Annotated in this window: 7 protein-coding genes; all 7 read left to right on the top strand. The window is 44.9% G+C overall.

Annotation, left to right across the window (positions count from 1 at the left end; genetic code table 11):
* Positions 1–3: 3 nt before the first annotated feature.
* The 7 genes from AAC006_RS14145 (at position 4) to mutT (ending at position 8,770) form a co-directional block, all read left to right on the top strand.
* Complete coding sequence (locus tag AAC006_RS14145) at positions 4–768, top strand: cell division protein FtsQ/DivIB (protein ID WP_013782940.1); 765 nt, start codon at positions 4–6, stop codon at positions 766–768.
* Between the two features lie 7 nt (positions 769–775).
* On the top strand, positions 776–2,005 hold the full coding sequence (gene ftsA, locus AAC006_RS14140; RefSeq protein ID WP_013782941.1) for a cell division protein FtsA: 1,230 nt from the start codon (positions 776–778) through the stop codon (positions 2,003–2,005).
* A 102-nt stretch (positions 2,006–2,107) separates the two neighbouring features.
* The gene (gene ftsZ, locus AAC006_RS14135; RefSeq protein ID WP_013782942.1) at positions 2,108–3,277 is read left to right on the top strand and encodes a cell division protein FtsZ; all 1,170 of its coding nucleotides are present in this window, start codon (positions 2,108–2,110) and stop codon (positions 3,275–3,277) included.
* Between the two features lie 236 nt (positions 3,278–3,513).
* Positions 3,514–4,425, top strand: a complete 912-nt coding sequence (lpxC, locus tag AAC006_RS14130; protein ID WP_126873778.1) for a UDP-3-O-acyl-N-acetylglucosamine deacetylase — start codon at positions 3,514–3,516, stop codon at positions 4,423–4,425.
* A 204-nt stretch (positions 4,426–4,629) separates the two neighbouring features.
* Entirely contained in the window at positions 4,630–5,508 is an 879-nt protein-coding gene (locus AAC006_RS14125; RefSeq protein ID WP_126873777.1) for a M23 family metallopeptidase, read from the top strand.
* A gap of 149 nt (positions 5,509–5,657) precedes the next feature.
* On the top strand, positions 5,658–8,375 hold the full coding sequence (secA, locus tag AAC006_RS14120; protein ID WP_126873776.1) for a preprotein translocase subunit SecA: 2,718 nt from the start codon (positions 5,658–5,660) through the stop codon (positions 8,373–8,375).
* Positions 8,375–8,770: an 8-oxo-dGTP diphosphatase MutT gene (gene mutT, locus AAC006_RS14115; protein WP_126873775.1), complete on the top strand. Its 396-nt coding sequence runs from the start codon at positions 8,375–8,377 to the stop codon at positions 8,768–8,770. The genes secA and mutT overlap by 1 nt, the downstream gene beginning before the upstream one ends.
* The last annotated feature ends 44 nt before the right edge of the window (positions 8,771–8,814 follow it).

Genomic DNA, 8,814 nt, shown 5'->3' with positions numbered 1-8,814 from the left:
GCAATGACAAGTAAGACGAGCACCGTAAGCAATAAGCCATCTAAAGACAGAGCGTCTTTGTGGGGCGGTGTAGTCTTCTTATTGTTTGTTATCGCGGCATTAGTGTTTGGCGCTATTAAGGCCAACGGCTATATGCAAGATGAACAGCAAATGCCTGTTCAGGTAATCGATTTTTCAGGCGATTACCAACATGTGAATATTACTAGGCTAGAACGCCTAATAAGAAAGTCACAACCGGGCAGTTTTTTTGCTCTAGATGTGAATGAAGTGTTTGAACTGGTAGAAGCGCAGCCATGGGTGTATCGCGCGTCGGTACGCAAAAAATGGCCAAACACGTTAAAGATATATTTGGTTGAGCAGCAACCCGTTGCCAAATGGAACGAAGATTTGTTGCTAAACCCCTACGGCGATACGTTTAACGCCGATGGGCATGATTTAGCCTTACCAAGGTTGTACGGCCCAGGTGGTAGCGAGAAGACCGCGCTTGAAGGATATAACTCCATGCATGCGCTATTGGCCACTACTGCAATGAATATTGAAGAATTATCGTTGAGCGAGCGCTTCGCATGGCAAGTTCAGCTTGAAAATGGTATTGAATTGAATTTAGGGCGCAAGGAATTTATCGATAGGTTACAACGCTTTATCGATGTATATCCCTTACTTGCGCAGCAAGAGAAGACGGTAAAATATATCGATCTTCGTTACGATACGGGTGTCGCGGTTGGCTGGGAAAACAGCAACAGCGATACAACAAACAAAGAGAGTTAAGGAAACCATGTCAAAACCTGCTGAACGTAATTTGATTGTAGGCTTAGATATAGGCACTAGCCAGGTAAAGGCTGTGGTGGGCGAGCTGTTAGACGACGATCAAATCAGTATTGTCGGTGTCGGTACGCATGCTGCGAAAGGCATGGATAAAGGCGGCGTAAATGACTTAAACCTTGTGGTTAAGTCGGTGCAACGTGCGGTAAATGAAATGGAGCTCATGGCAGATTGTCGTGTTTCTTCAGTGTTTATGTCTATTTCAGGCCGTCACGTAAAATGCCAAAACGAAAACGGTATGGTGCCGATTAACAACCAAGAAGTAACCCAAGAAGATGTAGATAACGTTATTCACGCAGCACGTAGTGTTCCTATTGCAGCTGAACGCAGGTTACTTCATGTTTTACCACAAGAATTTACTATTGATGTGCAAGAAGGAATTAAGAACCCAATTGGCATGTCAGGCGTAAGAATGGAAGCTGATGCACACATTATTACCTGTGCAGACGATATGGCGAAAAATTTAGTGAAGTGTGTTGAGCGCTGCGAACTAAACGCCGACCAATTGATATTTTCAGCATTGGCATCAAGTTATGCTGTGCTAACGGACGATGAACGTGAATTAGGCGTGTGTGTAGTCGATATTGGTGGTGGCACCATGGATATCGTTATTTACACAGATGGTGCCATTAGGCATACCGCTGTTATCCCTGTTGCCGGTAATCAGATTACCAGCGACATCGCTAAGATTTTCCGTACGCCAATTAGCAACGCAGAAGAGATTAAAGTTAATTATGCCTGCGCGCTGAAAGACATGGTCAGTATGGAAGAAAGTATTGAGGTGCCCAGTGTCGGCGGGCGTGCCGCGCGAGTCATGTCGCGACATACGCTAGCTGAAGTGATTGAGCCTCGATACCAAGAACTTTTTGAACTGGTACATGATGAAATTCGTGCCAGTGGTCTGGAAGAGCAAATTGCCGCCGGCTTAGTGCTAACTGGCGGTACCGCCAAAATGGAAGGTGCGGTTGAATTTGCCGAGGAAATTTTCCAGATGCCTGTGAGAGTAGGCAATCCAATCAACGTTAAAGGCTTGTCTGAATACGTTGATGATGCAGGATTTGCAACCGTCGTAGGGCTTCTGCAATACGGCAAAGTGCAAGCAGATAATAAGAAGTCCAGTAAGCAGAAACCTGGTGAGAGTTTATTTCATCGCGTGCAAAGCTGGTTTAAAGGTGAATTTTAATTTTTTGGGGTCGCTATAGCTACGGCATCACGATTGGCAGGATGCATATAATCGACTATGTGTCGCAGCGAAGCATAGAAGACGTACAACCGGAGAGTAAGTATGTTCGAATTAATGGATAGTCACGGCGAAGAAGCCGTAATCAAAGTCATCGGCGTTGGTGGCGGCGGCGGAAATGCAGTTGAGCACATGGTGTCTCAAAGCATTGAAGGCGTAGAGTTTATTGCGATAAACACCGACGCGCAGGTACTACGCAGCTCAAATGCTGACGTTACCTTACAAATTGGTTCAAGTGTGACTAAAGGTTTAGGCGCAGGCGCCGATCCTAACATTGGACGCGATGCTGCACACGAAGACAGAGAAACCATTCGCCAGGCATTAGATGGCGCAGATATGGTTTTCATCACCGCTGGTATGGGTGGTGGTACAGGTACGGGTGCAGCACCTGAAGTAGCGAAAATTGCTCGTGAAATGGGAATTCTTACTGTGGCTGTTGTTACCAAGCCATTTCCATTTGAAGGCAAAAAGCGTACTACGTTTGCAGAGCAGGGCATTGTTGAACTGGCTAACAACGTAGATTCACTTATCACTATTCCAAACGAGAAATTGTTAAAAGTGATGGGGCCAGGTACGCCTTTACTTCAAGCGTTCAGCGCAGCGAACGACGTATTACGTGGTGCTGTTCAGGGGATTGCAGAGCTAATTACTCGCCCTGGATTGATCAACGTGGATTTCGCCGACGTACGTACAGTAATGTCTGAGATGGGTAAAGCCATGATGGGCAGTGGTTCAGCAAGTGGTCCAGATCGTGCTGAAGAAGCCTCTGAATCAGCAATTGCAAGTCCGCTACTTGAAGATATCGATTTATCAGGTGCGCGCGGTATTCTTGTGAATATCACAGCCGGCCCAGATTTTGCTATCGACGAGTTTGAAACTGTTGGTAACGCTGTTAAAGCATTTGCTTCTGAAAATGCGACAGTGGTTGTGGGTACCGTTATTGACATGGAAATGACAGATGAGCTTCGCGTAACGGTTGTTGCAACCGGTATTGGCGCAGAGCGCAAGCCTGACATTTCACTAGTAAGCTCAGAAGGTTCGCGTTTAACTACGCCAGCTAAAGAGTACGGTAGCACAACAGCGTCTGAACCTCGTTCAGCATCGGTTGGCAGTACTGAAGGCAACCAAGCACTTAAAGCTGAAGATGAAGCGCAACCTGGTAATGATTTAGAGTATCTAGACATTCCAGCGTTTTTGCGTAAGCAAGCAGACTAATTCACCTCGCTGAAATTGAAGTGAATTTTTCTGAAATACCGTTGTCAGAACGGTATTAAGGGCACTATATGTCTGGTAGGTTTTAAACTGGAATTTTTCCAGGTTAGTGACCAGAGTGGCTACTTGCGCGTAAAATTTTGGATTCGCGAATGGTCGAAATTGCGTATTTTTTGACAAATGAGTGGTAAGTCACTATAATTCGCGACCGCTTTTTTTATAGGTAAAAGCATAAGCAGATGATTAGACAACGTACAATCAAGCACCCGGTGCAAGAAACCGGAATTGGGCTTCATAAAGGGGAAAAGGTCACAATGACTCTCCGGCCTGCGCCTGCAAACACGGGAATTGTGTTTAGGCGTGTTGACCTTGAACCTCATGTTGATATTCCATCGCGTGCAAACGCAGTGGGTAATACCATGCTGTGTACCTGTTTGAATAATGAAGACGGCGTAACGATTCAAACCGTTGAACATTTGGCATCTGCGCTTGCAGGGCTTGGTATCGACAATATCATTGTTGAAGTTGATAGCAACGAGCTGCCTATTATGGATGGTAGTGCCAGCCCCTTCGTATTCTTGCTTCAATCAGCAGGAATAGAAGAGTTGAATGCCCTTAAGCGATTTATCCGTATTAAGAAAACCGTTCGCGTTGAAGATGGCGATAAGTGGGCCGAACTAGTGCCTTATGATGGTTTCCGTGTCGACTTCCAAATTGACTTCGATCACCCAGTTATCAGCCAAACTCGTCAGCATATGACCATGGATTTCGATTCATGTTCTTATGTGAACGAAGTAAGCCGTGCACGTACCTTCGGTTTTATGCGCGACCTTGAATACATGAATGCTAACAACTTAGCGTTAGGCGGCAGCATGGAAAATGCGGTTGCTCTTGATGAATTTCGCGTGTTGAACCCCGAAGGTTTACGTTACGACGACGAATTTTTAAAGCATAAAATTTTAGATGCTATTGGTGATTTGTATTTAGGTGGGCATAGCCTTATTGGTGAATTGCGCGCTTACAAAACAGGTCACGGCTTAAACAATAAACTATTGAACGCCGTGCTTGCGCAGAAAGACTGCTGGGAATTTATAACCTACGATTCTCAAGACGAAGCACCTATACGTTACGCTCAACCAGTATTAGCGTAAACCGGTATATAAAAAGCCGCCTACATGGCGGCTTTTTTTCGTTTAGCTTTTAGACTAAACAATGATAAAGTAAGCAATCTATATAATTATAATTAATGTGCCATAACTTTTTTACTTCTCAGCTCGGCTTCAGCCGTGTCTATGTTTGTTAGCAAACAGGTATTAGAAGTTCACTGAGCACGACAGAAATTTCCTATTTGTGGTATGAAGCTAACAATAACGCTATCAGGCAAGAACAAACGCTATCGTCATAGCATCAGTGTACGTACGCTGGTGAGCGCGACCGTGTTGTCGTCGATATTTATGTTAGTGTCTAGTCGTTCCACAGAATCTGTGTCTGAAGATGTAGCTAGGGTTCGCCTAGCACAATCTGAAGTGAATGAAACGCAACAAGACGTTGAAGCACTTAAACAACAGACCACCATTAAATTACAAACTTTGATTTCCCATATTGCCGAGCTTTCAGCACAAGCGTCTATGCTCGATGGTAAAGGAAAGCAGATAGCAACAGAATTAGGTATGACAGCGGCTGACCTGGACGCTTTCGTACCGGTATCGATACCGGACAACCTCCAAGATGATCCCTTACTCAGCGAGATTAATAAGCTTCAGCAATCTCTCGACGTAAAATCTCAGCAGCTTTCTATGCTTGAAAGTTTGGTGAGGGGTCACCATATCCATGAGCAGAGTCAATTATCTGGTCGACCGATAGCATCGGGATGGTTGTCATCTTATTATGGTATGCGCGCCGACCCCTTCACTGGTGAAACAGCTATGCACAAAGGCTTAGATTTCGCGGGTAAAGCGGGTGATGACGTTTTAGCTACTGCAGCAGGTATTGTTACCTGGGCGGGCGAACGTAGCGGTTACGGGCATCTAGTAGAAATAGAACATGGTGATGGTTTTATTACCCGTTATGGGCATAATGAAACGTTATCTGTCTCAATAGGCGACGTGGTGACCAAGGGTCAAGCTATCGCTAAAATGGGTAATACGGGGCGCTCTACGGGCGTTCATGTTCACTACGAAGTAATAAGAAACGGTAAGCAAATCGATCCTCTGCCATACGTTTATAAAAAATAAACACGGCAGCAGCCAGGTAAGTAAGCGTTCAGCTTACGCAACAATTAGTTATCGCTTGGCATTATCTTTAGAGGTAGTGTCTTTTACGTTTAATCGCAGCTGTGCTCTTACCGTGCGGCGTCTCGACAAGTAGTGGAAATAACAAGCTAATGTTTTCAAGCATCCTTAGAAAAGTGTTCGGTAGCCGAAACGACCGTCTATTAAAAAAATTACAAAAAAATGTAGATGCCATCAATGCACTGGAAGCAGAGTATGAACAGCTTTCTGATGAGGCGTTAAAAGCAAAAACGGCTGAGTTTAAACAGCGAATCGAAAAAGGCGAAAGCCTTGAAGATCTCATGTACGAAGCTTTTGCTACCGTACGTGAAGCGAGTAAACGTGTGTACGGCATGCGCCACTTCGACGTGCAAATGTTAGGCGGCCAGGTATTACACGAAGGTAAAATTTCAGAAATGCGTACCGGTGAAGGTAAAACCCTTACCGCTACCTTGCCAACTTATTTAAACGCTCTGTCTGGTAAAGGTGTTCATGTTATTACCGTGAATGATTACCTTGCTAAGCGTGATGCTGAATGGGCAAACCAGCTGTTCACTTTCTTGGGTATGCGTGTAGGTTGTAACGTACCTGGTATGGCGCACGAGCAAAAGCGTGACGCTTACCAAGCTGACGTTACCTATGGTACAAACAACGAATTCGGCTTTGATTATTTGCGTGACAACATGGCGTTTAGCCCGCAAGACCGCGTTCAGCGCCCACTTAACTTTGCTGTAGTGGATGAAGTGGATTCGATCCTAATTGATGAAGCCCGTACTCCGCTTATTATTTCAGGCCAAGCAGAAGACAGCTCTGAACTTTATCGCCGTATTAATTTGGTTATCCCTGAATTAGTTCAACAAGAAGAAGAAGATGAAGAAGGCAAAGAAGGCGACGGTGATTACACTATCGACCTTAAAGCGAAACAAATTCATTTAACAGAACGTGGCCAGGGTCATGTAGAAGAAATTTTGCATCGTGCAGGCGTATTACCAGAAGGCGAATCGTTATTTGCTGCGGGTAATATTTCATTACTTCATCACATAAATGCTGCCCTTCGTGCACACAAATTGTTCTCAAGAGATGTAGATTACATCGTTAAAGAAGACCAAATCGTTATTGTTGATGAGCATACTGGTCGTACAATGGAAGGTCGTCGTTGGTCTGAAGGTTTACACCAAGCTGTTGAAGCAAAAGAAGGTGTGAAGATTCAAAATGAGAACCAAACCCTAGCATCTATTACTTTCCAAAATTACTTCCGTTTGTACAACAAACTTGCGGGTATGACAGGTACTGCCGATACGGAAGCGTTCGAATTTCAGCATATTTACAGCCTAGAAACGGTTGTATTGCCAACCAATAAACCTATGCAGCGTAAAGATAAGGCCGACCTTATTTACTTAACTGCAGAAGAAAAATACGATGCTATCGTAGAAGATATTAAAGCGTGTGTTGAGCGCGGTCAGCCTACCTTGGTAGGGACAGTATCGATTGAAAACTCTGAGTTGTTGTCTCGGGTACTGAAGAAAAGCAAAATTCCCCATAAAGTACTTAACGCTAAGTTCCACGAACATGAAGCTGACATTGTTGCTCAAGCCGGTAAGCCTGGTGCAGTGACTATTGCAACCAACATGGCGGGACGTGGTACGGATATTGTGCTTGGTGGTAACTGGCAAGCAGAAGTCGAAAAAATTGAAAACCCTACTCAAGCACAAATCGATAAGATTAAGGCTGAGTGGAAAGTACGCCATGACGCCGTTCTAGCATCAGGCGGTTTGCATATCATTGGTACAGAGCGCCATGAATCTCGCCGTATCGATAATCAGCTGCGCGGTCGTTCAGGTCGTCAGGGCGACCCAGGTTCAAGCCGTTTTTACTTGTCTCTAGATGATGCCCTAATGCGTATTTTTGCCTCTGAAAAAATGGGCAACATGATGAAGCGCTTAGGGATGGAAAAAGGCGAAGCCATTGAACACCCATGGGTAACCCGCGCTATCGAAAACGCCCAACGTAAAGTAGAAGGTCGTAACTTCGATATTCGTAAGCAACTACTTGAATACGATGATGTGGCAAACGACCAACGTAAAGTGATTTATGAGCAGCGCAATGAGTTGCTTGATGAAGGCGACATTAGCGAAACCATCGCAGTAATCCGCGAAGACGTGGTAAGCGGTGTGGTTGATGAATATATTCCACCACAGTCTCTAGAAGAAATGTGGGATGTGAAAGGGTTAGAAGAGCGTTTACGCGCTGACTTCGCCGTAGACTTGCCTATTCAAAACTGGTTAGAAAGCGACGACAAACTTTATGAAGAAAAGCTTCGTGAGCGTATTCATGGTGAAGTAGTCGCTAGCTATAAAGAGAAAGAAGCGGTAGTGGGCGAACAAGTACTTCGTCAGTTTGAAAAAGCCGTGATGCTACAAAACCTAGACAGCCATTGGAAAGAACATTTGGCGGCCATGGATCACCTTCGTCAAGGTATTGGACTTCGCAGCTACGCGCAGAAAAATCCGAAGCAAGAATACAAGCGCGAGTCGTTTGCTTTGTTTTCACAAATGCTAGAAGCGTTGAAAGTTGAAGTGATTACGATTCTTTCACGTGTGAAAGTACAAGCTGAAGAAGACGTTGAGAAAGTTGAAGAGCAGCGTCGTCAAGCGGATAACGTGCCTAAGCAATTTGAGCACGAAAACGCGTCAGCTACAGAAGCACCGCCAGAAGCAGCAAGCGATAAGGTACGTACAGAGGTACGTGACGGCCCTAAAGTAGGTCGTAACGATCCTTGCCCTTGTGGTTCAGGTAAAAAGTACAAGCAGTGCCACGGTAAATTAAGCTAATGAAAGTTGTACATGTTGCCGTTGGGGTAGTACGTCGCGGCACACAAGTGTTTATCAGCCTGCGGGCTGATAACGCCCATCAAGGCGGCAAGTGGGAATTTCCTGGCGGTAAAGTTGAAGATAATGAAACTGTACTTGATGCATTGCGCCGAGAGTTGCAAGAAGAGATTGGCATTCTAGTGCAGTCTAGCGAGCCTTTGCTTATCATTGAACATGATTATGGCGATAAGCTTGTTAAGCTTGATGTACATGCTGTGAGTGCGTTTAACGGTGAGCCTGAAGGTAAGGAAAACCAACAAACGCGCTGGGTTGAAGTAAGTGCATTAGAAGCTAGTGAATTTCCAGCAGCTAATGTGGCTATAATAGATGCGCTTCAACAGAAATATTCGAAGTAGCTGACGGCTTTTAGCCTAAAACACATACTTTCAAAACAAAAAGG

Origin of the sequence: uncultured Alteromonas sp., from assembly GCF_963976965.1 — a bacterium.
Classification (GTDB): domain Bacteria; phylum Pseudomonadota; class Gammaproteobacteria; order Enterobacterales; family Alteromonadaceae; genus Alteromonas; species Alteromonas naphthalenivorans.
Note: the sequence above shows the minus strand (reverse complement) of the source record. Positions and strands in the feature narration are given on the sequence as shown.

Excerpts from the sequence above, each read along its gene's own strand:
- mutT (WP_126873775.1), top strand. The coding sequence starts at position 8,375 with ATGAAAGTTGTACATGTTGCCGTTGGGGTAGTACGTCGCGGCACACAA.
- lpxC (WP_126873778.1), top strand. The coding sequence starts at position 3,514 with ATGATTAGACAACGTACAATCAAGCACCCGGTGCAAGAAACCGGAATT.
- AAC006_RS14145 (WP_013782940.1), top strand. The coding sequence starts at position 4 with ATGACAAGTAAGACGAGCACCGTAAGCAATAAGCCATCTAAAGACAGA.
- secA (WP_126873776.1), top strand. The coding sequence starts at position 5,658 with ATGTTTTCAAGCATCCTTAGAAAAGTGTTCGGTAGCCGAAACGACCGT.
- ftsA (WP_013782941.1), top strand. The coding sequence starts at position 776 with ATGTCAAAACCTGCTGAACGTAATTTGATTGTAGGCTTAGATATAGGC.
- AAC006_RS14125 (WP_126873777.1), top strand. The coding sequence starts at position 4,630 with ATGAAGCTAACAATAACGCTATCAGGCAAGAACAAACGCTATCGTCAT.
- ftsZ (WP_013782942.1), top strand. The coding sequence starts at position 2,108 with ATGTTCGAATTAATGGATAGTCACGGCGAAGAAGCCGTAATCAAAGTC.